The organism is Lysinibacillus sp. NPDC094403 (genome assembly GCF_050278745.1).
Lineage (GTDB): Bacteria > Bacillota > Bacilli > Bacillales_A > Planococcaceae > Lysinibacillus.
Genome location: NZ_JBNNTL010000003.1, coordinates 221,846 through 246,291 on the forward strand (window position 1 = coordinate 221,846; position 24,446 = coordinate 246,291).

The 24,446-nt window shown below is 37.8% G+C and carries 27 protein-coding genes; 5 read left to right on the forward strand and 22 right to left on the reverse strand.

Translation table 11 applies throughout. From position 1 onward, the window contains the following. A partial coding sequence (locus ACQKMV_RS08160) for a hypothetical protein (protein WP_427503315.1) occupies positions 1–509 on the forward strand: 509 nt, incomplete at its 5' end. Positions 510–588: 79 nt separating this feature from the next. Here ACQKMV_RS08160 and ACQKMV_RS08165 read toward each other — a convergent pair. From ACQKMV_RS08165 to ACQKMV_RS08265, 21 genes are all read right to left on the reverse strand, one after another. After that, the gene (locus ACQKMV_RS08165) at positions 589–846 is read right to left on the reverse strand and encodes an HPr family phosphocarrier protein (protein ID WP_427503316.1); all 258 of its coding nucleotides are present in this window, start codon (positions 844–846) and stop codon (positions 589–591) included. A gap of 114 nt (positions 847–960) precedes the next feature. Then, on the reverse strand, positions 961–1,908 hold the full coding sequence (gene whiA / locus ACQKMV_RS08170) for a DNA-binding protein WhiA (RefSeq protein WP_427425880.1): 948 nt from the start codon (positions 1,906–1,908) through the stop codon (positions 961–963). Between the two features lie 65 nt (positions 1,909–1,973). Beyond that, on the reverse strand, positions 1,974–2,957 hold the full coding sequence (locus ACQKMV_RS08175) for a gluconeogenesis factor YvcK family protein (RefSeq protein ID WP_427503317.1): 984 nt from the start codon (positions 2,955–2,957) through the stop codon (positions 1,974–1,976). Between the two features lie 4 nt (positions 2,958–2,961). After that, positions 2,962–3,849, reverse strand: a complete 888-nt coding sequence (gene rapZ, locus ACQKMV_RS08180) for an RNase adapter RapZ (protein ID WP_427503318.1) — start codon at positions 3,847–3,849, stop codon at positions 2,962–2,964. A gap of 14 nt (positions 3,850–3,863) precedes the next feature. Further along, positions 3,864–4,331: an NUDIX domain-containing protein gene (locus ACQKMV_RS08185; protein ID WP_427503319.1), complete on the reverse strand. Its 468-nt coding sequence runs from the start codon at positions 4,329–4,331 to the stop codon at positions 3,864–3,866. A 674-nt stretch (positions 4,332–5,005) separates the two neighbouring features. Next, the gene (gene trxB / locus ACQKMV_RS08190) at positions 5,006–5,950 is read right to left on the reverse strand and encodes a thioredoxin-disulfide reductase (protein ID WP_427503321.1); all 945 of its coding nucleotides are present in this window, start codon (positions 5,948–5,950) and stop codon (positions 5,006–5,008) included. Between the two features lie 96 nt (positions 5,951–6,046). Then, entirely contained in the window at positions 6,047–7,570 is a 1,524-nt protein-coding gene (locus ACQKMV_RS08195) for a tetratricopeptide repeat protein (RefSeq protein WP_427503323.1), read from the reverse strand. 90 nt (positions 7,571–7,660) lie between these two features. Then, a complete protein-coding gene (gene hisIE, locus ACQKMV_RS08200) occupies positions 7,661–8,278 on the reverse strand; it encodes a bifunctional phosphoribosyl-AMP cyclohydrolase/phosphoribosyl-ATP diphosphatase HisIE (RefSeq protein WP_427503324.1) in 618 nt (205 codons plus the stop codon). Continuing rightward, positions 8,275–9,036, reverse strand: coding sequence for an imidazole glycerol phosphate synthase subunit HisF (gene hisF / locus ACQKMV_RS08205; protein WP_427503325.1), 762 nt, complete (start codon positions 9,034–9,036; stop codon positions 8,275–8,277). The genes hisIE and hisF overlap by 4 nt, the downstream gene beginning before the upstream one ends. Next, positions 9,030–9,662 (reverse strand): imidazole glycerol phosphate synthase subunit HisH, encoded by a 633-nt coding sequence (gene hisH, locus ACQKMV_RS08210; RefSeq protein WP_427503326.1) that lies wholly within the window; start codon positions 9,660–9,662, stop codon positions 9,030–9,032. The genes hisF and hisH overlap by 7 nt, the downstream gene beginning before the upstream one ends. Further along, positions 9,659–10,258 (reverse strand): imidazoleglycerol-phosphate dehydratase HisB, encoded by a 600-nt coding sequence (gene hisB, locus ACQKMV_RS08215; protein ID WP_427503327.1) that lies wholly within the window; start codon positions 10,256–10,258, stop codon positions 9,659–9,661. Before hisB ends, hisH begins: the two co-directional genes overlap by 4 nt. A 4-nt stretch (positions 10,259–10,262) precedes the next feature. Continuing rightward, positions 10,263–11,537, reverse strand: a complete 1,275-nt coding sequence (hisD, locus tag ACQKMV_RS08220; protein WP_427503328.1) for a histidinol dehydrogenase — start codon at positions 11,535–11,537, stop codon at positions 10,263–10,265. Between the two features lie 53 nt (positions 11,538–11,590). Further along, positions 11,591–12,214, reverse strand: coding sequence for an ATP phosphoribosyltransferase (hisG, locus tag ACQKMV_RS08225; protein WP_427425869.1), 624 nt, complete (start codon positions 12,212–12,214; stop codon positions 11,591–11,593). Further along, the gene (locus tag ACQKMV_RS08230) at positions 12,207–13,379 is read right to left on the reverse strand and encodes an ATP phosphoribosyltransferase regulatory subunit (RefSeq protein WP_427503330.1); all 1,173 of its coding nucleotides are present in this window, start codon (positions 13,377–13,379) and stop codon (positions 12,207–12,209) included. Before ACQKMV_RS08230 ends, hisG begins: the two co-directional genes overlap by 8 nt. A 490-nt stretch (positions 13,380–13,869) precedes the next feature. After that, a complete protein-coding gene (locus tag ACQKMV_RS08235) occupies positions 13,870–14,412 on the reverse strand; it encodes an acyltransferase (protein ID WP_427425867.1) in 543 nt (180 codons plus the stop codon). Positions 14,413–14,416: 4 nt separating this feature from the next. After that, the gene (gene ppaX / locus ACQKMV_RS08240) at positions 14,417–15,058 is read right to left on the reverse strand and encodes a pyrophosphatase PpaX (RefSeq protein ID WP_427503331.1); all 642 of its coding nucleotides are present in this window, start codon (positions 15,056–15,058) and stop codon (positions 14,417–14,419) included. Between the two features lie 12 nt (positions 15,059–15,070). Next, the gene (gene lgt, locus ACQKMV_RS08245) at positions 15,071–15,892 is read right to left on the reverse strand and encodes a prolipoprotein diacylglyceryl transferase (RefSeq protein ID WP_427503332.1); all 822 of its coding nucleotides are present in this window, start codon (positions 15,890–15,892) and stop codon (positions 15,071–15,073) included. Positions 15,893–16,138: 246 nt separating this feature from the next. Then, positions 16,139–17,074, reverse strand: coding sequence for an HPr(Ser) kinase/phosphatase (hprK, locus tag ACQKMV_RS08250; protein ID WP_427425864.1), 936 nt, complete (start codon positions 17,072–17,074; stop codon positions 16,139–16,141). A gap of 261 nt (positions 17,075–17,335) precedes the next feature. Then, positions 17,336–17,656, reverse strand: coding sequence for a cytochrome c551 (gene cccB / locus ACQKMV_RS08255; RefSeq protein WP_427503334.1), 321 nt, complete (start codon positions 17,654–17,656; stop codon positions 17,336–17,338). Positions 17,657–17,708: 52 nt separating this feature from the next. Next, complete coding sequence (locus ACQKMV_RS08260; RefSeq protein WP_427503335.1) at positions 17,709–18,551, reverse strand: YitT family protein; 843 nt, start codon at positions 18,549–18,551, stop codon at positions 17,709–17,711. Positions 18,552–18,868: 317 nt separating this feature from the next. Further along, entirely contained in the window at positions 18,869–20,098 is a 1,230-nt protein-coding gene (locus tag ACQKMV_RS08265) for an EAL and HDOD domain-containing protein (RefSeq protein ID WP_427503336.1), read from the reverse strand. Between the two features lie 551 nt (positions 20,099–20,649). Here ACQKMV_RS08265 and ACQKMV_RS08270 point away from each other — a divergent pair. The 4 genes from ACQKMV_RS08270 to ACQKMV_RS08285 are packed head-to-tail and all read left to right on the forward strand — an operon-like array spanning position 20,650 to position 23,327. Then, positions 20,650–21,024, forward strand: coding sequence for a GntR family transcriptional regulator (locus ACQKMV_RS08270; protein WP_427425860.1), 375 nt, complete (start codon positions 20,650–20,652; stop codon positions 21,022–21,024). After that, entirely contained in the window at positions 21,021–21,914 is an 894-nt protein-coding gene (locus ACQKMV_RS08275; RefSeq protein WP_427503337.1) for an ATP-binding cassette domain-containing protein, read from the forward strand. The genes ACQKMV_RS08270 and ACQKMV_RS08275 overlap by 4 nt, the downstream gene beginning before the upstream one ends. Then, entirely contained in the window at positions 21,898–22,629 is a 732-nt protein-coding gene (locus ACQKMV_RS08280; RefSeq protein WP_427503338.1) for a hypothetical protein, read from the forward strand. The genes ACQKMV_RS08275 and ACQKMV_RS08280 overlap by 17 nt, the downstream gene beginning before the upstream one ends. Beyond that, positions 22,626–23,327 carry a hypothetical protein gene (locus tag ACQKMV_RS08285; protein ID WP_427503339.1) on the forward strand — a complete coding sequence of 234 codons (702 nt, stop codon included), beginning with the start codon at positions 22,626–22,628 and terminating at the stop codon, positions 23,325–23,327. The genes ACQKMV_RS08280 and ACQKMV_RS08285 overlap by 4 nt, the downstream gene beginning before the upstream one ends. Positions 23,328–23,466: 139 nt before the next feature. Here ACQKMV_RS08285 and ACQKMV_RS08290 read toward each other — a convergent pair whose 3' ends face one another. Then, positions 23,467–24,114 carry a VTT domain-containing protein gene (locus tag ACQKMV_RS08290; protein WP_427503387.1) on the reverse strand — a complete coding sequence of 216 codons (648 nt, stop codon included), beginning with the start codon at positions 24,112–24,114 and terminating at the stop codon, positions 23,467–23,469. Positions 24,115–24,446: the final 332 nt, after the last annotated feature.

The window sequence follows — 24,446 nt, forward strand, 5'->3', positions numbered from 1 at the left end:
CGTCGAGTCCTTTTCTTTCCGTCACTCCAGCTCTTCTTTCCGTCGCTTTGGCCTTTCTATCCGTCGCTTCGACTCTTCTTTCCGTCGCTTCGGCTTTTCTTTCCGTCGAGCCCTTTTCTTTCCGTCACTCCGGCTCTTCTTTCCGTCGCTTCGGCTTTTCTTTCCGTCGCTTCGGCCTTTCTTTCCGTCGAGTCCTTTTCTTTCCGTCGCTTCGGCTCTTCTTTCCGTCGCTTCGGCTTTTCTTTCCGTCGAGCCCTTTTCTTTCCGTCACTCCGGCTCTTCTTTCCGTCGCTTCGGCCTTTCTTTCCGTCGCTTCGGCTCTTCTTTCCGTCACTCTGGCTCTTCTTTCCGTTGCTTTGGCCTTTCTATCCGTCGCTTTGGCCTTTCTATCCGTCGCTTCGGCCTTTTTTTCCGTCGCTTCGGCTTTTCTTTCCGTCGCTTCGGCTCTTCCTTCCGTCACTCCAGCTATTCTATCCGCCACTTCGGCGATTAAATCGGCGGGGCATTGACATTGACCTTCAGTTCTACGCAAAAGCGCAAAAAAACTGCCCAACATGTAAGTTTGGACAGTCTCTGCATCATATGTTTTTAATCTTCTTTTTCGATTAGTGCTGCTAATGCTGTAACCGCTTGCTCAGCATCGTTACCAGTACCGCTAAGTACAACCTCTGTTCCTTTTGCAATGGCTAAGCTCATAACACCCATAATAGATTTAGCATTAACTTTTTTCTCGTCTTTCTCAAGAAAGATATCGGCGCTAAAGCGATTTGCTTCTTGTACAAATAGCGCTGCTTGTCTAGCTTGTAGTCCTAATTTTAATTTTACATGGACTCTTCTCTCGGTCATTCTTAAAACTCCCCTTTACTACCGTTCATCTTATTATTTTTATCTTACCTTACTTACTGACAAAAGAACAATACGAGATTAAGTATCATATTCATACCTGAAAAGTATGAATATTCAACCACCAATTTTTTCTCCGCTTCTTAATGCATCGGCAATCTCGTCGATTTTCCGTAATCTATGGTTGACACCTGATTTACTAACCGTTCCACTTGATACCATTTCACCAAGTTCTTTTAGCGTTACATCTTGATATTCTACTCGTAATCGTGCAATTTCACGAAGTTTTTCTGGCAATTGATCTAAGCCTATTGAATTCTCAATAAATCGGATATTTTCTACCTGACGTAATGCTGCACCTATTGTTTTATTTAAGTTCGCTGTCTCACAGTTGACAATGCGATTAACACTATTTCTCATGTCCCGTAAAATGCGAACGTCTTCAAATTTCATCATTGCTTGATGAGCTCCAACAATATTAAGAAAATCAGAAATTTTTTCCGCTTCCTTTAAATAGGTTACAAAGCCTTTTTTCCGTTCAATTGTTTTTGCATTTAGCTCAAATTCATTCATCAAATCCATTAAAGCCTCGCCATGCTCTTTATATAATGAATAAATTTCTAAATGGTAGGCAGATGTTTCAGGATTGTTGACAGAGCCACCCGCTAAAAATGCACCTCGTAAATATGCTCTTTTTTGACCACTCTTTTTAATGAGCTCTCGAGAAATAGTATGATTAAATTGAAAGTCGTCTGAGATGATTTCTAAATCAATTAGTAGCTCACGCGCACCTTCTCTTACACGGCAAATGTATACGTTATTTTTTTTCAAACGCATCTTTTTTCTAACAAGTAACTCTACATTATATGGATACAGCTTTTTCATAATCGTATAAAGTCTTCTTGCGATTGCAGCGTTTTCAGTTTGTACGTCTAAGCTTAACTGTTTATTAGCAAAGGATAATGAACCATTCATACGAATTAGGGCAGATACTTCTGCTTTCATACAATGATTGTCCGCTTCTATTTGAGTTATTTCCTTTTTCGTTTCAGAAGCAAAAGACATATCACGCCCCCCTTTCAACCTTTTGTTCTATGTATATGTCCATCTTATCATATACAATAAGCGCTTTATAATTCACTAATTTCTTGTTTATAGATATTTGCGTAATCTACAAGCCATTCTGCAACATTGGCCGCATTATGACGAACCGTCCCATCTGGGCGAATTGTGGCAATATCTCGTTTAATAACTTCTAATCCCATACTTTCGAGCTTTGCAACGTCAAACGTTACTGGCTCCGCACATTCTTCCTTATAAAGCTCTTTTACAGGAAGAGGTAGTTTTACGTCATTTACTAAAATAGAATCAATGAAGGAGTCTCCAACATGTTTATATATAGCTTTCACATGATCACCTGCAGTATAGGAAATGGTTTCACCTTTTTGAGTCATTAAATTACAAACGTAAATTTTTCTTCCTTTAGCCTTTACGACAGCTTCCCCAATTTCTTTGACAAGAAGGTTTGGAATAATGCTTGTATATAAACTTCCCGGACCAATTAAAATATAGTCAGCACGATTGATTGCTCGAATAGCCTCTGGTAACGGTTGCACGTTTTCAGGCACTAAAAAAACTCGACTAATTGGTTTTTTAGCCATTGGAATTTTAGATTCACCTTCAATTATTGAACCGTCCTCAAGTTCTGCATGTAAATTTATTTTTTTATTGGCTGCTGGTATAACGCGACCATGAACCTTTAAAACCTTTCCCATTTCACTAATGGCATGGTTAAAATCCCCTGTAATATCTGTTAAAGCAGTCAACATTAAATTACCTAATGAATGACCACGTAAATCTTCCGATGCTGAAAATCGATATTGGAACATTTGCTCTACAAGCGGCTCAACATCCGATAACGCCGCGATAACATTACGGACATCACCAGGTGGTGGAATGTCGTAGTCATCTCGCAAGCGTCCTGAAGAGCCACCATCATCAGCTACTGTCACAATTGCAGTAATATCAAATGGGTGATGTTTGAGCCCCCGTAGTAACGTAGAAAGCCCTGTACCACCACCTATTACAACAAGTTTTGTCCGCTTCTTTCCCATTCACTCAATCCTTTCTACGATTGATGTCACGATGCGTAATAACAGTATTTTCCTTCCCAGATAAATATGCCCCAAAAAATTCTGCTAATGTTACCGAACGATGTTGTCCCCCAGTACATCCAAAAGCAATAACAAGCTGTGATTTGCCCTCTTGTCTATAGAGTGGAATCATAAACTCAAACAAATCCGTTAATTTTTGGATGAGTGTTTGAGTATCTTCAAGTGCCAGTACATAAGACGATACCTCAGTTTGTAAACCTGTTTTAGGACGTAACTCTTCTACATAATATGGATTTTTTAAAAAACGAACATCAAACACTAAGTCGGCATCTATCGGCATACCATGCTTAAATCCAAAAGACATGATATTAACGGAGAAAATATTATCAGCATCACTAGCAAATTCTTTAGCGATTTTTTCACGTAGTTCTTTTGGCTTCATATTAGATGTATTATAGACAAATTTAGCGCGGCCCTTTACTTCCGATAAAAGCTTGCGTTCTTGTTTAATGCCATCTAATGGTAAACCATTTACAGCCAATGGATGTGCACGTCTTGTTTCCTTATAACGTCTAACTAAAGCTGCATCATCTGCATCTAAAAATAATATTCGTGCAACAATATCGCCTTCTTTAAGTATATGGTCGAGGGCGCCAATAAGAGAATCAAAAAAGTCGCCACCACGCATATCCATGACAGCAGCTATACGTGTAATATTTTTACCCGAATCCCTGAGTAGAGTTAAAAATGTTGTGAGTAACGCTGGTGGTAAATTATCAATACAGTAATACCCCAAATCCTCAAAGCTTTGAATAGCTACTGTTTTCCCTGCTCCAGACATTCCTGTAATAATAACCAATTCATGTGAACTTTTTTGGCCTTCAACCACCACTGTCAGCAGCTCCTTTATTGTTCTATTGATATTTGTATTTTCTCATGAAGTAACTCAAAATCAGTCGTATATTCAAACGTACCGTACTGAATGCCTGATTGTGAGATGGCAAATTGTAAGTTTGTTCGATCACCTTCAGCCATTGGCAAATGGTTTAAATCCTCAACTGGGTGCCATGCAAGTTTGCCTTCTCTAGTTTCTTTAAACGGTACTCCTTCTATATCCTTTGCAACAAATGTATATAGCATCCATTCGTCGACTACCTTATTATCTTCTTTAATAACCATCGTATAAACACCCTTTAAATGAGCATTTATTGGTGTGACATTTGTTTCTTCATGAAACTCACGTACAGCAGCCTCATAAATCGACTCCCCGCTCTCCATTTTACCGCCAGGAGCTACGTACCAACCACGTCTCGGCTTCTGAAGTAATAATACTTGACCGTCTTTTACGGCTATTAAATTTGCGATTCTTTGCATAGGCACACCTCTAATCTCTTTTACATTCTACCTTTTATTATAGCAAGACCAAACAAGGTTTGTCCTCAATTCTAAACTTTAGGTGCATTGCATTTTCAACTTCATCGATACTTATGGAAAGCATGTTTTTTGCCTCTACTCAAGCATATGAAACTCCGCCATAAAAAAATCAAAATTTCCGTTCACAACAAAAATAGGTTGCTCCACCTTATTTGGCGGAAACAACCTACTCAACAAAATAAAAGGGGGATTGCTAATTACATTTTATATATTACACCTTTTATATGTCATTCAAGTTACAACTATATTAAGACCGTATTAAAATTGTATTTTTTTCCTTAAAATAATGATCTTGGGCACTTCTCCATAACGTGTGGTTGATTTCCGTTCCGACCGGGCGCTTTGCCGCTGACGCTTCGCTTCGCTGCAGGGTCTCGGGCCAACAGATGTCTTTTGCGCGAAAGCGAAGCGGCAGCGGCACCGATGTTGGTCACGAAGGCGTTATCACAGGACGTGATGGTTTTAGCCTTCGTTCCTCTAATCGCTAATCCCCAAGGAGTCGCCCAGCCTCCACTCCAATCAACTTGTTAACATAGTAGGATACGTTTCAACAAATGTCATCCACAACTTTTGGTGATGAGCCAATCAAAAATAGATTTTTGTCTTGGTTCACTTTAAGCATTAATTTTTTCTAATAATTCTTCCACATAGTGCTGTACTGCTTGCGCTGCAATACTTCCGTCACCTGTTGCTGTAACGATTTGACGAAGTGATTTTTCACGGACATCTCCAGCTGCGAAGATACCTGGCACTGTTGTTTCCATATTATCATTTGTCAAAATATAACCAGCATCATTTAAAATGCCTAGAGATTCAAATGGTTTTGTTAACGGTAGCATACCAATGTATACAAATACGCCATTAGTAGCAAATTCAGATTCTGTACCGTCTACAGTTGATTGTAATGTTACACTTCCAACTTTACCTTCAGCCTCATTAATTTCTTTGACTGTTGCATTCCAAATGAAATCAATTTTTTCGTTAGCAAAGGCACGATCTTGGAGAATTTTTTGTGCACGTAATTTATCACGACGGTGCACAATTGTTACTTTATCAGCAAAGCGAGTTAAATAAACGCCTTCTTCAACAGCAGAATCCCCGCCACCTACGACAACAAGATTTTTTTGCTTGAAGAATGCACCATCACATACTGCACAGTAGCTGACACCACGGCCCCCAAGTTCTTTTTCACCAGGCACGCCCATTTTTTTATACTCTGCACCTGTAGAAAGAATAATTGCGCGTGTTTTATATTCTTTAGTACCTGATTTTATTGTTTTATATTCCTCACCATCAATAATTTCAGTTACATCGCCATATGCATATTCTGCACCAAATTTCTTAGCATGATCAAACATTTTTGTAGACAGCTCAGGTCCTAAAATTGTATCAAATCCTGGATAGTTTTCTACTTCTTCTGTATTTGCCATTTGTCCGCCAGGGATACCACGTTCAATCATTAAAGTTGAAAGGTTGGCACGTGATGTATAAACAGCTGCAGTCATACCAGCCGGACCTGCACCAATTATTACAACATCATAAATTTTTTCTTCTGACATAAAAACTTCCCCCTAAACAAATTACTTTTTTATAATAACTTCAGTATGTTCATCGTATGTGAAAGTAAAAAGTTATTCAACTATGTTGCTCACAGTCTACTTATGACTGTTTGGCAAAAACATTAAAATTTCTTCAATATACTTCGATAAAGTTGACACTGATACCCCGTATTGTTGAGCTATCTCCTTTTTTGTAACCTTGAGCATTCGGGAAGAACGAAATAAATAATCATTTGCTCCTGCAATAGCTGCCGGATTTGTAAAACGATAATTATTAATCAATGCTTGCTCACAAAGCACAAACCACATTTGGAACATGGGTGCAATTAATGTCGTAAGCTTGCCATATTGTTCTAGTAATATTTCTGGCACACTTACCGCTCGTATAAAGCTAGCCTCTACTTTGTTTTTCATATCAAATTGATGCCCTAGTGCATAAGCGAGGAATAGCTTTTCAAATGAATCAAATTGTTCAACGTCTATCCATTTTGGATGCGCAATAATTTCCTGTTTATGCGCTGTACAGCTAAGTAAAAATAAACCAAATATGCGCTCACTTGGATAACTACTCTCCAGTTTATCCACAATATAATCACGGTCATGCTCTAATGCATCAAGTGCATATCCGTTTTCTTCTTGACGCCAAGGTTCAAAGCCTTCTTTATCAGGATCTTGCTCAAGTAGCTGCTCCCAAGCACTCTTTGAAATTGATTCATGTCCTGAGAAATACGCTGCATGTGATAACCAAAAGTAAAAGCCAGCATCACCTACATAGCCTCGTTTTTGCATGCTACGCAACCATTTAAATGCTAAATCATATTGTCCAACGAGCGCTAATGTTGCGCCCAGCTTGTAGCGATGTTCCCATAAGTATGGCTGAATTTTTACAAGCACTTCTAAAAGATCCTTTAAATCTTCTTCATTTTTTTCATAATACGCAATAACCGTTAAATTACATAGTGCATGTAAATTCCCCTTATTTTCACGTAATACATTGTTTAGAAGAGCCTTCGCCTGTTCTGCTTCACCAACATAAAAATAGGCAAGAGCTAAGTTGTTATAAGCTGACCAAAAATCTGGTTTGTCTTCTATTAAATCTTCTAGAATACTAATAGCTTCAGGGAAATCCCCTTTTTCCATACAACGTCTCGCCTGTTCCTGCCGATATAAATCTTCAGCAGAACCTTCAAGCTCATCAAAATCATCCTGCTCAAAATCAACAAAATCTAATATTTCAGCAGCTTCATCTGCATAAGTACCCTCTGGCTCAATTTGTAAATATTGCTCTGCAAAGCGTTTAGCATCATGCATAATGCCGACACATCCTGAAACCTCTGCCATGTAAAAAATAATTTCTGGATTGTCTGGATCTATCTGATAGGCACGACGAAGAAGATCATACGCTTCCTCGAAACGTTGACCCTCTAACTCTACTATCGCTAATTGCAATAAAATCATTGGATCATCAGGACTTAAATCAACTGCTCGCTGTAAATATTTATAGGCTTTATTCATTTGTCCGCTATTCATTGCTTGAATTGATTTTTTATAATAATAGTCGCCTGTTGGAATGAACGACACTATATTCGTTTGATTCTCTTTTTGACGTTTCTTTTCCAAAATATTTCCTCCGAAACAAGAAATAAGGAACGTATTATACGTTCCTTTACACAGTAACTTATATTATACCATACAATAAGCAATATGCCGTTATTTCTCTTCGTGACGTTTTTCTAACACTTGTAACACGTCATATACACTTACTTTTTGCTCTTGTAGTAACACTAGTAGATGATAAATTAAATCGGCTGCCTCCCATTTTACTTCTTCTGCATCGCGATTTTTTGCACCTATAACAACCTCAGTTGCTTCTTCTCCAACTTTTTTACAAATTTTATCGATTCCTTTATCGAATAAATATGTAGTGTACGCCCCTTCTGGCATTTCTTGTTCGCGCTTTTCGATGACATTTACAAGTTTAGAAAGAATCTCAACAGATCCGACCTTGGCATTTTGCTGAATAATCTCTGTAAAGCAAGAAGTTGTTCCGTTATGACAAGCAGGACCAGCAGGAATTACGTCCACAACTAATGCGTCACCATCACAGTCCGCCTTGATAGACACAACTTTTTGCGTATGACCACTCGTTGCCCCTTTGTGCCAAAGCTCTTGACGTGAACGTGAGAAGAACCATGTTTCTCCTGATTCAAGTGTTTTCTCCAATGATTCTTTATTCATATATGCTACAGTTAGTACTTCTTTTGTATTAGCATCTTGTACAACCGCAGTGACAAGACCTTTATCATCAAATTTAATGTTGTCAATCATCTTACTGCCACTCCTTTTTCACGTAAGTACTCTTTTACTTGTGCTACGCTCGTTTCTTTATAATGGAAGATGGATGCGGCAAGTGCTGCATCTGCATCGATATCTTCAGCTAATACCTCGTAAAAATGTTCGGCATTCCCTGCACCGCCGCTTGCAATAACAGGAACTGTCACAGCCTCTCTCACAGCTTTTGTTAACGCTAAATCAAAACCGGATTTCTCACCGTCCTGATTCATACTCGTTAATAAAATTTCACCAGCTCCCAAGCGAACCGCTTCCTTTGCCCACTCAGTTGCCTGCCATGTTGTTTTGTTTCGGCCTCCGTGCGTATAAACCATCCACGTAGCATCTTCTTCGCTATAGCGGGCATCAATAGCTACAACAATACATTGTGCACCAAAAAAGTCAGAACCTTCTTTAATAAGCTCCGGTCGCTCTAAAGCAGACGTATTCACTGATACTTTATCGGCACCTGCACGTAAAATACGTTTCATATCATCTAATGTACGAATTCCACCACCTACTGTGAATGGAATTGCTAATGTAGCTGCAGTTTGCCGTACGACATCAACCATTGTTTCACGTCCTTCATGTGATGCCGAGATATCTAGAAACACAAGCTCATCTGCCCCTTGCTCATCATAAAACTTGGCAAGCTCTACAGGGTCACCTGCATCACGTAACGACACAAACTGTACACCTTTTACAACACGCCCATCTTTCACATCAAGACATGGAATAATGCGCTTTGTTAACATGATGCCACCCCCTTCAACCACTGCTCTAATAAATACACACCTAGTTCGCCTGACTTTTCGGGGTGGAACTGCATTCCCGTAATAGAGCCATTTGCCACAATGCCAGGAACCTTAATACCATGATAATCCGCATAAGCGACAAGCTCCGTTTCATCGATATCAGTTGCATAAAATGAGTGCACAAAATAAACATGCTTTGCCGTTACTTCACCCTTTAACCATGAAGGACGCTTTGTCACTACGAGCTCATTCCATCCCATATGCGGCACTCGATATGCCTGCCCAGCGTTGTCACCACTAAATCTTTTAATACTTCCTTTAAAAAAGCCTAGGCCTTTCGTTGGGGACACTTCATCACTTTGCTCAAATAATAACTGCATTCCTAAGCAAATTCCGAGAAGTGGTCGATTTTCAGTTTTCACCTTGTGTAAATATTGATCTAAATTCGTTTCAGCTAAACGTTTGATGGCATCTGGAAATGCTCCAACACCAGGGAGTAACAGTGCATCTGTTGCATCTAGCACTTTTTCATTAGCCGAGACAACAACCTCACAGCCAAGTCGTTTTAAAGCCTGTTCAACACTAAATAAATTCCCCATGCCATAATCAATAACACCTATTTTCACGTTAACAGCCCCTTAGTCGATGGTACACCTTTAACACGTGGATCAATTTCCACTGCTGCGTCAATGGCACGTGCTAACGCCTTAAAAATAGCTTCAATGATATGATGTGTATTATGTCCATAAGGTACGATGACATGAACATTCATCCGAGCCTCAAGTGCAAACTTCCACAAAAATTCATGTACTAATTCAGTATCGAAGCTACCGACCTTTTCCTTCAACTGTGGCACACGATATTCTAAGTGCGGACGATTCGAGCAATCCACCACGACCTGTGCTAGCGCATCATCCATTGGCACAAATGCTGTGCCGTAACGCTTTATTCCTTTTTTATCACCGAGCGCTTCACGAATAGCTTGTCCTAATACAATTCCAAGGTCTTCTGTTGTATGATGATCATCTATATATGCATCACCGTTCGCTTCTATCGTCCCATCGAAAAGCCCATGTTTGATAAATAGGTCTAGCATGTGATCCATAAAGCCAACACCCGTTTTAATATTCGCCTTTCCTTCACCATCTAAATCGATAGCTACTGAAATTTGAGTTTCATTTGTTGTACGTTCAACTTTTGCATATCGTTTCTTATCAGTCATTGTGCTACTCCTTTTCCCATCCACGTGATTCGACTGCACGAGCATGGCCCTCTAAGCCTTCCATACGTGCTAGACGTGCAATTTTCGGTGCATTTTCTGCCCAAGTTTTTTCACTATAAAAGACGACGCTCGATTTTTTCACAAAATCATCGACGTTTAAGCCACTTGCAAAGCGTGCAGTGCTATTCGTTGGCAGCACATGATTTGTCCCTGCAAAATAATCACCTACTGGTTCAGAGCTATAACGACCGATGAAAATACCACCTGCATGCCTTACCTGTTCAGATACAGTCTCAGCATTTTTTGTGACAATTTCTAAATGCTCAGGTGCTAGCGAATTAATTGCATCTACGGCATCTGCCATCGTTTCAGCCACATAAATAGCACCAAAGTTTTCGATAGATGCACGCGCTACTTCTTCACGCGGTAAAGTGGTTAATTGCTTCTCCACCTCATCAGCTACTTTTTTAGCCAATTGCTCAGAAGTTGTCACTAAAATGGCACAAGCCAATTTATCATGCTCAGCCTGTGATAGAAGATCTGCCGCGATTTCATCAGCAAATGCTGTGTCATCTGCCAGCACTGCAATTTCACTTGGACCTGCAATCATATCAATCGCTACCTCACCAAATACCTCACGTTTTGCTAATGCTACAAAAATATTTCCTGGACCTGTAATTTTATCAACAGGAGCAATTGTCTCTGTGCCATATGCAAGAGCCGCAATCGCCTGAGCTCCACCGATTTTATATATTTCCTCTACCCCTAAAATATGAGCCGCAGCAAGTACACCGGGAGGTAATTTTCCATCGCGACCTGCTGGAGATGTCATAACAATGCGTTTGACACCTGCAACTTGTGCAGGAATAACGTTCATCAAGACCGAAGATGGGTATGCTGCTGTACCTCCTGGAACATAAAGACCTACCGCATCGAGCGCAGTAATTCGTTGCCCAAGCCAAGAACCATCTTTAAGCTCTAAGCGATAACCTGAACGCTTTTGCTGTTCGTGATACAAGCGAATATTTTGGGCAGCCTCTGTTAAATCAGCATAAAGCTGATGATCAATTAAATTTACTCCCTCTTCAATTTCTTCCTTCGTTACACGTAAATGATCAGGGGCAAAGCCATCCCATTTCTCTGTATAAAAACGAATCGCCGCGTCACCTTGTGCACGAACATCTGCTAATACTTGACGTACAACCTTTAACTGTTCTTCATTTCCACCTTCAAGTGGTCGTTTTAAGGAAATACCTTTTGCTAGCTTGGTTATTTTCATAGGATTAATCTCCTTTAAATCTAGGAATGTGCCTCTTCCAATAGTAGACATTTTTATTTAACACATTTTTTTAAACGTTTCACAAGGTCGATAATACGGTCACTCTTCATGCGATAGCTTACTGGGTTGGCAATTAATCGTGATGATACGTCTGTAATAAATTCATACTCCACTAAACCATTTTCTTTCAGCGTCCGGCCAGTTGAAACGATATCGACAATTCGATCTGCTAAGCCAATCATGGGCGCCAATTCAATTGATCCATTTAGCTCAATAATTTCAACTTGCTCTCCAATACCCTTATAATATTTCATTGCAATATTAGGATATTTTGTCGCTATTCTTGGTGCAATTTCATTCATTGTCGTATTAGGTAAGCCTGCTGATGCGATATAACAAGTACTTATTTTCAAATCCAGTAATTCATGCACTTCTCGTTGCTGTTCTAACAAAACATCTTTCCCAGCAATGCCAATATCCGCTACACCGTGCTCAACATAAACAGGAACATCCATTGGCTTTGCTAATATAAAACGAATTTTTTCTTCTGGAATTTCAAGCATTAATTTACGGGACATTTCGACTTCTTCTGGTAAATTAAAGCCAGCTTCTATAAGCATTTGATATGCCTCGTCAAAAATGCGTCCCTTCGGCATAGCAATCGTTAATTCATTCACCGTCAACGTCCTCCTGTCCGACAACAATTACTTTTGTAAAGTGTGCTAAAAAAGATTCTTCATCAACAAGGCTACTCCTTAACTGTAAGGTAGCTTGTTTACCAGCTTCTCGTAGTGTCTGCACCTTTGTAAGAGCCGCTTCAAATTGTTCTTCCTCAAATAGTACAACTGTAGCTTCTTGTCGTTCATCACATTGCCCATCAAGTGTTTCTAATAGACGATCAACGCGAATACTAAATCCTGTAGCGCCTACTTTTGAGCCAAATACCTCCAGCAATCCGTCATAACGTCCCCCATTGCCTAATGGAAAGCCACTGCCAGTTGCAAACACTTCAAATAACATTCCTGTGTAATAGCTCATATGACTAGAAAGTGTAAAATCAAAGGCTACATAATCCGCTAAGTCTGCAATTGCTAGTAGTTTAGCGAGCTGCTGCATATATTCTAATGCGTCATTTTTGCGCACATATTTTTCAATATCTTGAATTTCTTTTAAATTCATAGCTTCTTCAATAAATTGCAATAATGCATCGGATTTTGTTTTAGGTAAATCGAATGATTCTACTGCTTCTTCAAAACCTACATAATTGCGTTGCACAAGTAGTGTCCGAAGTATATTTTGTTGTTCAATGCTTTCTGTATAATCTTGTAAAATACAATTTAATATACCTGCATGACCGATCGTCACTTTAAATTCCGCTAATCCAAATTGCTTTAATAACTCCATTGCCGTAACAATAACCTCAGCATCAGCAAATACAGAATTGTCTCCAATTAACTCGATCCCCATCTGATCAAATTCAGCTGGGCGTCCACCTTCCGCTTCCTGTGCGCGAAAGACACTAGCAAAATAAGCGAGGCGTATTGGAATCATCTCTTTTAATAATTTTGATGTTGCTACACGTGCAATCGGAGTTGTCATATCAGGTCGTAGTACTAACGTGTTGCCCTGGCTATCTACTAATTTAAATAAATGTGTATCGGCAATTGCTGATGCTTTACCGACTGTATCAAAATACTCAACTGCAGGCGTTTTAATAAATTCATAGCCTCTTCTGCATAAAAAGTCTCGTCCAGTGTTTCTTACAGCCTCTACCTTTTCAAATATTTGCGGAAATGTATCGCGCATTCCAAGTGGTTTCTCAAACATTTTAATCGACGACATTTTGACACTTCCTCACGTTTCACTTTAACTCACTAGAGTGTTAGAGAATTAGATTATGAAAGAATTCTAACTTATTTATCCCTTTCAGTCAATGCAAATTCCTCTGAATTATTGAACAATTTAAACACTGATTATTCTGTTAATTATACTCGAAAATAAATAAATTGAAACTTTATTCAGCAGAGCAAGTTCTTCTCTCCTCAAACTTGTAAACCTTTAGACAAAAACTATGTGAAATACAGAAGTTGGGTGATATAACGTGAAAGTTAGTGGATAAAATTCAAAAGTTGGGCGATAAAACCTAAAAGTTAGTGGATAAATTTCAAAAGTTGGGTGATAAAACTAAAAAGTTAATGTCATTCTTTTAAAACGTATGTCATGTCACCCCCTCGTTTTGCCGGAGAGTCATACTTTAATTTCATTGTTACAATTATTTCCACCAAAAAAAAAAAACACTGTGCATAGTAAAGCATGCACAGTGTAGATATTATTATTTTTTAGGCGTGCACCATTCCACTACTTCATTGCGTTTGCGCTCTGCCATCTGTTCAGCTGTATAGATAATTTGCATAGGGTTACCGCCTGCTAGACAGCCTGCTGGCACATCTTTATGGACTAGGGTTGCAGCTGACACAATCGCGCCGTCACCTATCGTAACACCTGGTAGTATCGTTGAATTGGCTCCAACCATTACTTCATTACCAATATGAACATCTCCAAGACGATATTCCTCTATTAAGTATTCATGCGCCAAAATAGTCGTATTGAAACCTATAACGGTATTGTCACCGATATGAATACGTTCTGGAAACATTGTATCTGGCATAACCATTAAAGCTATAGAAGTTTGTTCACCGATTTCCATTTTTAACAAAGTTCGATACAACCAGTTTTTCACACGTAAAAATGGTGTGAAGCGTCCAATTTGAATGACAACGAAACACTTCATCACCTTCCAAAAGGACACCGTATCATAAATATTCCAAAGCGAGTTTGCTCCTTCGACACGGTAGCGTTCTGTTTTACGTGCCATTTACTTACCCCACTTTCACAATTTCAAATAAATCCGTCATATGATGCAACATATATTCCGGCTTGAATTGCTGTAAGTATTCCTCACCTTTAAATGCCCATGCGACACCAGCCGCTCTAACTCCAGCATTGTGTCCTGCCTCAATATCGTGAGAATTATCACCAATCATAATCGCGTCTTCTTTGTTTACACCGAGGCGTTCAAGCGCAAGCAAAACTGGCTCTGGATCAGGCTTTACATTTTTCACATCATCCGTGCCAATACGGATATCAAATAAATGACTTGCGCCTAGTACAGATAGACCACGGTCAATCATCCCATTACGCTTTGTAGACACAATCGCTAATTTGATACCCATATCCTTTAATTGCTCTAAAGTTGATACAACATCAGGATATTGAGTGACAAGCTCATCGTGATGTAGTTCATTATATTCACGATATTTTGCCATCATTGCGTCCTCTTCACCAGGAGTAATGTCACTAAATGTCTGTTTTAAGGACGGCCCAAGGAATTTCAAGCAATCTTTTGGCGAATATTGCCCGGGAAATCGTTCATTTAAAACATGCATAAATGTTTGAATGATTAAATCATTTGTATTGAGTAATGTGCCATCAAAATCAAATAGTAATGCCTTTACAGCCATGCTTTGCACCCCTTATTTATCATCTAAATACTTCACTGCTGGTTTTACTTTTATACGTCGGTAAATGATCGCACCAAGACCCACTACAATACCTATTATCGAAACAACCTGAGCTGAGCGTAAATCTCCTACTAAATATAAGCTATCTGTACGCATACCTTCTATATAGAAGCGACCAATTGAATACCAAATTATATAGCTGAAGAATATTTCACCACGATTTAAATTTACTTTGCGTAATACTAATAAAATAATTAGCCCAATGAAGTTCCAGACGGACTCATATAAAAAAGTAGGATGTACATATGTTCCTAATTCTTCAATATACATTTGATTAATAATCCAATCCGGCAGCCTTAGATTTTCTAAAAATTCGCGTGATACCGGACCACCATAAGCCTCCTGGTTCATAAAATTTCCCCATCGGCCAATTATTTGTCCAATTAAAATACTCGGTGCCGCAATATCCGCTACTCGTAAAAAGCTTATATTTCTTCTACGAGTGAATATGTAAGCTGTCAAAAATGCACCAATAAGTGCACCATGAATAGCGATACCACCATTCCAGATTTGAATAATCATCCCTGGGTTTTCACTATAATAATCCCAACGCATCGATACATAGTAAATACGTGCGCATACTATGGATATAGGAACAGCCCATAGTAATAAATCCGCAAGAAATTCCTCGGGTAAGCCTCTCTTAACGGCCTCTCTTTGTCCCACAAAATAAGCTAAAATAATACCCGATACAATTAGTAACCCATACCAACGAACTGGGATAGGTCCTAAGTGGAAAGCGATCGGATTAATTTCTAATAATAACAAGTCCATCTTGTTCTCCTCTCAAATCAATTCATTGCACTTGCAAAACTTACGCACAGTTAAAACCATGTTGCTGTCGCTTCGCTTTCGCACAGTTAAAACCATGTTGCTGTCGCTTCGCTTTCGCACAGTTAAAACCATGTTGCTGTCGCTTCGCTTTCGCACAGTTAAATTGCCACAGGACGTGGCGTTCTTAGACTGAGTTCCTTTATTTCAGCGGATGTTTGGATACCCGCTGAAAGAAGTTAAAAACGATTAGTCGTCTAACTCATCCGTTGATGAGATCACCTCATCTAATCGTCTTGAAAATTCCTCGGCTGCATTAACGCCCATCTTTTTCAAACGATAATTCATTGCTGCTACTTCAATAATAACAGATACATTGCGTCCAGGTCTTACAGGAATCGTTAACTTTGTTAATTCAGTATCAATGATTTTCATTTTCTCTTCCTCTAAACCTAAACGATCATATACTTTTTCTGGATCCCATATTTCCAACTCGATAATTAATGTGATCCGTTTGTACGGCCGTACCGCACTTGCCCCAAAGAGTGTCATAATATCGATAATACCAATGCCTCGAATTTCGAGTAAATGTTCTAAAAGAGGTGGTGGACTACCAATTAAAAAATTCTCTGATTCCTGACGAATCTCCACACAATCATCAGCCACTAAACGGTGCCCCTTCTTGACAAGCTCAAGTGCTGTTTCACTTTTCCCTACACCACTTTTTCCTATGATAAGTACACCGATGCCGTATACATCAACTAAAACTCCGTGAGCAGCAGTCATTGGTGCTAAGCGACCTTCTAAATAGTTTGTTAGTCTACTCGAAAATTTTGTTGTTGTCATGTGTGTTTTAAATACAGGAACATGCTTTTCATTGGACGCCTGTAAAAGTTCCTCAGGTACCTCTAAATCGCGAGAAATAATAATAGCTGGGGTATCCTGCGAACACAGTAGACGCATCCGCTCCAGTTTCACATTTGCAGGTAGCATTTCAAAAAAAGAAAGCTCTGTTTTTCCAAGCAATTGTACTCGATTTGCAGGATAATGCGTAAAATATCCCGCCATCTCGAGCCCCGGTCTTGAAATATCACTAGTAACAATCGTTCTTCCTATTCCTTCCTCACCAGCTAATAGTTCTAACTTAAATTTCTCCATAACATCTCTTGTTAATACTACGACCAATGTTTAGTAGCCTCCATTCAAAGGAATTGAATATGTTTTATCCCGCGTAAACAGTCAGTAAATTTCCACTTATCGTGGCCATTAATTGTCTGTAAACTCCGATTGGTTAAACTAGCAATCAGCCATTCTGATTGCAGTTTCACCTTATTTTAGCATGTCTATGTATAAAAGAAATGTATTTACACTCTGTTAGTTTGACTAAAAAATTCTGCAAAATATAAAAAACTAGCGGTACTCCAGCCCGCTAGTTTCATTATCATTTTATTTTTGAGTAGCCAACCATTTGGCAACTGCTTCTGCATCTCCATCTTTAACAATACCAGCAGGCATTGCATTTTTACCATTTTCAATAACATTCAAAATTTCTTTTTCTGATAAACGAGAGCCTACATCGCTAATTTTTGGTGCATTTCCTTGGCCTTGTAGCTCGCCACCATGGCAAGTAATACAAGATTTCATAGCAATTGTTTCGCCATTTGGAGTAGTTGTTTTAGTACCTTCAGTTGTTGATGTTTTACCTCCGCCACAAGCAGCTAAGAATATTGCTGAACCAATCGCTAATGTTAACATTGCCTTTTTCATTAGGGCCCCTCCTCAAAGTAAATAAGTATCTTTCTCTGACATTATACCAAAATTATGCACGTTTGAAACCTTCACCTAACACCTCATAAGCATTAGAAACGATAACAAACGCTGATGGATCAACGTTTTTAATGAGTTGTTTCAGCTTTGTGAACTCTGTTTGGTAAACAACAACCATAAGTACTGGTCGTGCTTCCCCTGTATAGCCACCTATTGCAGGCAACTTTGTCACTCCTCGATTGATCTCGGCATAAATGGCATCACGTACCTCATCTTGTTTCATCGTAATAATGTAAATCATTTTAGACTGACTAAAGCCGAGCTGAATAATATCAATCGTTTTTGTAGTGACATAAAGTCCAATTAGAGCATATAAACCTTTCTCTAAGTCAAAAACAATTGCTGCACTAATTGCGATAATCCCATCAATTAATAGTACACTTGTACCAAGCGATAATCCGGTATACTTTGTAATAATTTGCGCTAGTAAATCAGTGCCACCAGTAGAAGCATTCCCTTTAAAGACAAGTCCTATTCCTAAACCGACAACAATTCCCCCAAAAAGTGCACCGAGTAAAGGATTATCTGTCCAAGGCCCCCATCCGTTCGTTAATAATACAATAAACGGTAATGTCACTGTTCCAATAAATGACTTTATCCCGAACTTTTTTCCAAGGAATAATACACCTGCAATAAATAATGGAATATTGAATGCATATTGTACAAAACCAGGATTCCAACCAAATAAACCGTGTAAAATTGTACTAATCCCGCTTACTCCGCCAGAAGCTACTTGATTTGGTAATAAAAATACATTAAAGCCAATAGCAATAATTGCCGCTCCTACTATGACGTACACATACTCCACAATGCCTTCCCTTACATCATGATTCATTTCCCCCACGCCCACTTTAACTATCAGAATTTTTTTAAGACGAGATGATTATAGCAAATAGTTTTCGCATTGAGAACTTCGTCTTGATGAAGGGAATATGTATTTTTATAATTTTGTTCATTATCATAATGTGGGGTTGATTTCATAAGTTTCAACAAATGTCATCCACTACTATAAATGATGAGCCCAATAATGTATAAAACATAAAAAATAAGCTACCTTAAAAAGAATTTTAAGATAGCTTATTTTTGGCTTTTCACTAAAATATATACTTAACTGTAATTTCCACTATAGGACATTTTAGATCAAATCCTTGTTTATAAAGATTTTTCTGCCCACTCCATTGCTTCATTGTATAAAAGATCGATTTTTGTTAAATCAATATTGAGCTGAGGAGCTAAATTTTCTAAAGTAGACCAATCTAACTTGCCTAGCGCAATACTGAATTCCAAATAAGGTGTCATCTCAGTTTGATTACCTAAAATCGTTTCTGTTATGTCTTCTGAAAAAGGTAGCTGCTGTAAAATAGCCATCAGCGGTCTTTGCAACAAAGTGTCTATCAAAGAAAACATCCCAACTAAAAAATATTCAGAGAAGTTTTTCTTATAGGAAAGCTTGGCTAATTTCTCACATACTTTTGCTCTAAATAACGATGTACACATGACTTCTTTAAAAAGATCAGTATCTGCATTCACATCAATTTCTCGCATCGCCAATAAATAAATCCACTTTCGTAAATTTGAAACGCCGAGCAATAAAATCGCTTGTTTTATCGAACGAACCTTGGATTTAGATCGCATCTCTGAATTATTAACCATTTGCAATAACTTATACGTTAATGAAATATCACGCTCAATATTTTCAGCTAATAACTGAACATTAGGTTCCTCTTCTTTTAATAATGCAATAATACAAAAATATTGAATAGTATTAGCTGGTATATCGGTCGCTGTAATTATTTGAGGTTGTTCAAAAAAATAGCCTTGAAATAATTCATAACCAGAATGCTTTGCCACTTCAAATTGATTACGTGTCTCAACCTTCTCTGCGAGCAATTTTATGTGAGGGAAATTTTCTTTCACTTTATTTTCAATTTCCATTCGCTCAAGTAACGGTGACAATAAAAAGTCAACTTTTATAAAATCGATATAAGCAAATAACTCATCATAAACTTGTACCTCATTATCCAAAACAAAATCATCTAATGCAATTTTAAACCCATATGATTTCAGCTCAATGACTCTCTCTACTAACTGAGGTGTAAGTGGGACGTCCTCTAAAATCTCAATAACAACTTGCGATGGATTTAAATATTCATTTAAGGGACTCTTAAGCAAGTTTTCTGTAAAATTAACAAAACTAGGTTTGCCTTTTGTTACCTCTTCAATGCCAATTGAAAGAAATGAGTTTACTAGTACATCAATTGTTGCAGCATCTGAATCAACCATCGGAAAAGCATTCACGTTTTTGCTACGATATAATAATTCATACGCAACGATTTGTTCATGAAGGTTAAAAATAGGTTGTCTGCCGATAAATACTTTCATTTCGTCGCCCCCCATTTCTCCATTTTCTAGTAATTAATATTATAGCATCTTTCATTACTCTCTGCTTCCGTCTAAAAATTTCTAACAATAATCAGCATTATATACAAGAAAATGGCACATCACCATAACATAGAATCGATTTCCATTCTGCCTGAGTGCTTCTGAAGGCGTCGGGGCAACAATTAGTTTCTGTGCAAAAGCGTAGCTGCAGCGGTAGGATATTGGTCATCCGTAACACTGATTTCCAAGGAGTCGCCAAGCATTCACTCCAATCAACTTTTCCTCATGCTATACACAAAGTACAATCTCTAACTTTAGGTAATAAACTAAGAAAATTTATTACCTACACAAATACCTTTCTCCTATGCTTCGCCACATATATTATTTATTCCTTTCTCAGAATGACCTTTTTTCGCTCAATCCTTCCAAAAAATTTCTCGAGTCGACTTATTCGGAAATTCCATTTTATATGGACATTTTCCAAATTTTGATTTATAGTACATTACAACACTAATGCACTATGTTACATAGGACTGAAAGGGGGTTTTTCGATGCTCGTTCATCTAGATGGTACAACACCTATTTATATTCAAATTGCCGAATGGCTACAGCACGAAATCATTGCCGAACGATTACAGGCGGACGAGAAGGTCTATTCACAATACCAGCTAGCTGAATTATTTAATATAAATCCTGCTACTGCTGGTAAAGGGCTGACAATCTTACTTGAAGAACAACTTTTATATAAAAAACGGGGGTTAGGTATGTTTGTCTCTACGGATGCAAAGGAACGAATTTTAATGAAACGTCGAAACGAAATATTGACGAAAATGGCGCAAGAGATCGTATTAGAGGCAAAACGTTTACTTGTATCTGATGAAGAATTGCTAGTGCTTATTCGAAAAACACAGGAGGGGTTGGAATGAATATTATTCAATGTGAGGAGTTATCTAAAAGCTTTGGACGTCGTCATGCACTTCAGCAAGTAACCTGCGCTATTGATGCAGAGAAAATTATCGGTATTATTGGTCGCAACGGTGCTGGTAAGTCGACTTTACTTAATATTTTTGCAGGCTATCTAAAGCCTACAAGTGGGTCATGCAAAGTGTTTAATGAAAATCCCTTTAATAATATTCAAACTGCTGCCAACATGATTTTTATCGATGATCGATTAAGCTTCTCTGATTACTTGTCACTCGAAGATATTTTAAAGATGGGGGCCGATTTTTATCCTAATTGGCAAAATGAGCTAGCTTATCGCATGCTCGATTATGCGGGTATAGATCTCACAGCAAAGCATCAGCAACTATCTAAGGGGCAATTAGCAACCTTTAACCTTGTTTACGGATTAGTAAGTCGCTGCGCACTAACGATTTTAGACGAACCGATGAATGGTATGGACGAAGTGATTCGTACAGATTTTTACAGGGCGATTTTAAAGGAGTACCTTGCCTTTCCACGAACATTTTTAATTACTAGCCACCATTTGCAAGAGATGGAATCTATTTTAGAAGAAATTTTACTAATAGATGATGGCTCTGTCATTGCACATGCACCATTAGATGAATTTAAGGAACAGCTCATATCACTTAGCGGACCAAGTGATGCACTTGCAGATTTACTCTCTGAGATGGAAGTGTACGCTCAAAAGATTGTAACAGGGATGACCTCAGCAATTGTAGATGCTAGTAAACTATTCGTCTCAGAAGAAACACTTCGAACAAAAGGCATTACGATATCGTCCCTTACCGCAAGTGAAGTCTGCAAGTATTTAACAAGTAGAAAAGGACGTGATATTGATGCAATCTTTGACTAATATTTCACTTAAAACAATTGTACAAAAACAGGTGAAATGGAAAGCAAAATTATATATTTCCGCCCTTAGTTCTTTAGTTATTGTACAAATCATTTTTGGAGTTTTAACATCTGGCTCTGGAAATGCATCTACTGGTCATGGGCGGGGAAATTTAAATATTCAATTCTCTATTTACTCAATCGATACGTTTCTTATTGTTACAGCAGTTTGGGCATTTATTGTAGCACTTCTCTTTACAACAAAAGCGTATCGTACTGATGATTTATCTGTTATTTCTAGTCGGACATCAAGCGCCATTGCAAATATAATTGTCATGATTATTTACAGTTTTATTGCAGTCATCATTATGATTTCGACTTACTATTTACAAGTAGTATTAGGAATTTCTTTAGTGGAAAAGAAATCTTTTGTTATAGAAAATCTATTTATTTCACCTTCAACATTACTATTATGTTTCAGTAGCATCTGTTTATTTGGCGCAATCGGCTTACTACTAGGCACCAGTTACAAGGGGCCAGTAATTATAAAAATATTTGTATCTATGTTTATGTTGTTAGGCCTCATATTAATTTTTATGTCACCAGGGTCTATTAACCTTCTGCCAATCATAATGTTATCCAATCTTATGATTAGTGTTATTTATTTGCTTGTAGCTTTACTATGTTTTAGCCTCACTATTTGGATTGCAGATAAATCGGAGGTGTCTCGCAAATGATAACGACATTTTTCTTATTTTTTATTCCACTACTATTCGTAGTTGCTATTTTTCTACTACTAAGTAAATTAGGTAAAAAAGCTAAAAATATTTGGACACCTAAACGTATTATGATTGCTATTATTAGTTATATCGCACTTGGACTTACTGCCTTCCTATACATTAGTTTTTTTTCAGAATCAACAATACCAGTACTCTCTCGTTCTGAAATTAAACAAGTTGAGAAAAAGTTCGATCAAATCCAAAAGTATGATCAAGAATACAATTCTTCCTATTTAACCGAGGACTATAAAAAGAAAACATGGGAAATTAACTTTGAAGGAAATACTTTACCTGTTGTTATAAATGATGACAATTTAAGCTTGAAGATTCGACAACGTTATAATGATAGTATTGAATCTGGGAAAGCTCTTGTTACCTATTATCAATTTCCTTTCATTATAGAAGGTATTGATGTTTCAAACGAAGTACCGTTACCTAACGTATACGTGGCAGAAAACCAGTTATTTATTGGATCTTTACAAGAACAAGTAAATTATTATCGTATAAATGCAACATTAGGTATTTTAGATATGAATCGTGGGATAGAACGTGAACCATATACAATGGACTATTCTTATTCAAGTGTCATAGTTATCGATTTACCACGAAGTACGGTTCTAGAAGATTCCCAGGGTCTTGTTCAATATATAGAATAGATAAAATGGATAATCACACACAGATGTTTAGGTATGACATTCGAAAATACGTATGCAATATATGTGTTAATGTTATGATGATGAGCAAAAAAAAGGACAGTCCTAAGTGATTTTTTTATCACATTTGGACTGTCTTTTTTTATTTTCCACTTGCTTTTGCTTTAATAGCACCAACTACAGCTGGGACAACTGAAAGCAAGATAATTAATATAAGAACCGTTGAGAAGTTATCTTTAATAATTGGAATATTACCAAAGAAATAACCTAGTAATGTACAGCTGAGTACCCATAACACTGCACCTAAAACATTATACATAATGAAGTAGCTATACTTCATTTTACTAGCCCCTGCAACAAATGGTATGAATGTACGGATGAAAGGCATAAAACGTGCGATGACAATCGTTTTTCCACCGTGTTTATTAAAGAACTTTTCTGCTGCTTCCATACGTTCTTTTTTAACGACTCTACCAAGGAAGCTCTTTGGTGGAATAGACGTTCCCACTTTATGACCAATATGATAATTCATCGTATCCCCTAATATCGCAGCTGCCAAAAACACTGGAATTAATATCCACATATCAAATGCGCCCATTGCTGCTGCTAATGTACCACTTGCAAAAAGCAATGAATCACCTGGAAGGAATGGGAAAATTACGACACCTGTTTCAACAAAAACAATTGCAAACAGAACGAAATAACTCAAATTTCCGAATTTATGAATGATTTCCTCTAAATGCACGTCAATATGCATAATAAAATTAATTAACTCCTTGATGAGTTCTATCATTTTTCCATATGCTCTCTTTCAATTAAATTTTCTATAGGCTTTGACGTAGCTAGACACCAAAGGGTTCCATTCTTCTTTACAATTATTGGTGTTACTTCTCCCTCACTATATGACAAGCCTGTGAAAAGTATGTAGATTTCACAAGTTTGATTTTATCACTTCCAGACATCTACACTCAACTTATTTAAATAAGTCACCGTGCTTTTTTACATTGCTGTAATATTGGCCTACAGTGAAACTTCAATTAGTGGGTATTCCTCGTCCCTCATTAGAAGAACACAAGCTAAAATTTCATATTCTTTGAAAACGTTTGTGTGAATAACCACCTG